The 787-nt window shown below is 45.5% G+C and carries 1 protein-coding gene; it reads left to right on the forward strand.

The window, feature by feature from the left end; all coding sequences use genetic code 11:
• The coding region (gene rimO / locus A3766_RS06170) for a 30S ribosomal protein S12 methylthiotransferase RimO (RefSeq protein WP_068641936.1) at positions 1–787 on the forward strand (787 nt) is incomplete at both ends.

Genomic DNA, 787 nt, shown 5'->3' on the forward strand with positions numbered 1-787 from the left:
ATTATGCTTACCTTAAAATCTCGGAAGGATGTAACCATCGCTGTAGCTTTTGTATTATCCCTCATATGCGCGGAGATTTGGTAAGTCGCACAATTTCTGAAGTTATTGAAGAGGCCAAACGCTTGGTAGAAAGTGGTGTAAAAGAGCTTCTTGTTATCTCTCAAGATACAAGCGCCTACGGTGTCGATGTTAAATATAAGCTCGATTTTATGGAAGGCCGGGCTCACGAAACACGTATGCAAGACCTCGCTGTTGCGCTAGGAGAATTGGGTGTATGGGTAAGAATGCATTACGTTTATCCTTATCCTCATGTTGATAAACTGATCCCCTTAATGGCAGAAGGAAAGATTCTGCCGTATTTGGATATTCCCTTCCAGCACGCTAGTGCAAAAATACTAAAAGCAATGAAACGTCCTGCGCACAGCGAGAAGGTCATCGATCGCATTCGTTCCTGGCGCGAGATATGTCCTGAACTTACGATAAGAAGCACCTTCATTGTTGGTTTTCCGGGTGAAACAGAGCAAGATTTTCAGGAGCTATTGGACTTTTTAGAAGAGGCCCAGTTAGATCGTGTAGGTTGCTTTACGTATTCTCCTGTAGAGGGCGCGCCAGCAAACGTCTTGGCGAATCAGGTCCCCGAAGAAGTGAAGGAGAGTAGGCACAAAAGGTTTATGGAAAAGCAGGCTGAGATTAGTGCCGAACGTTTGCGAGCAAAGGTTGGTTCATTGCAATGGGTGATCATTGACGAAGTGGTTGAAGAAGGCGCGGTAGGTAGGAGCTCAGCAGA

The organism is Oleiphilus sp. HI0132 (genome assembly GCF_001635845.1).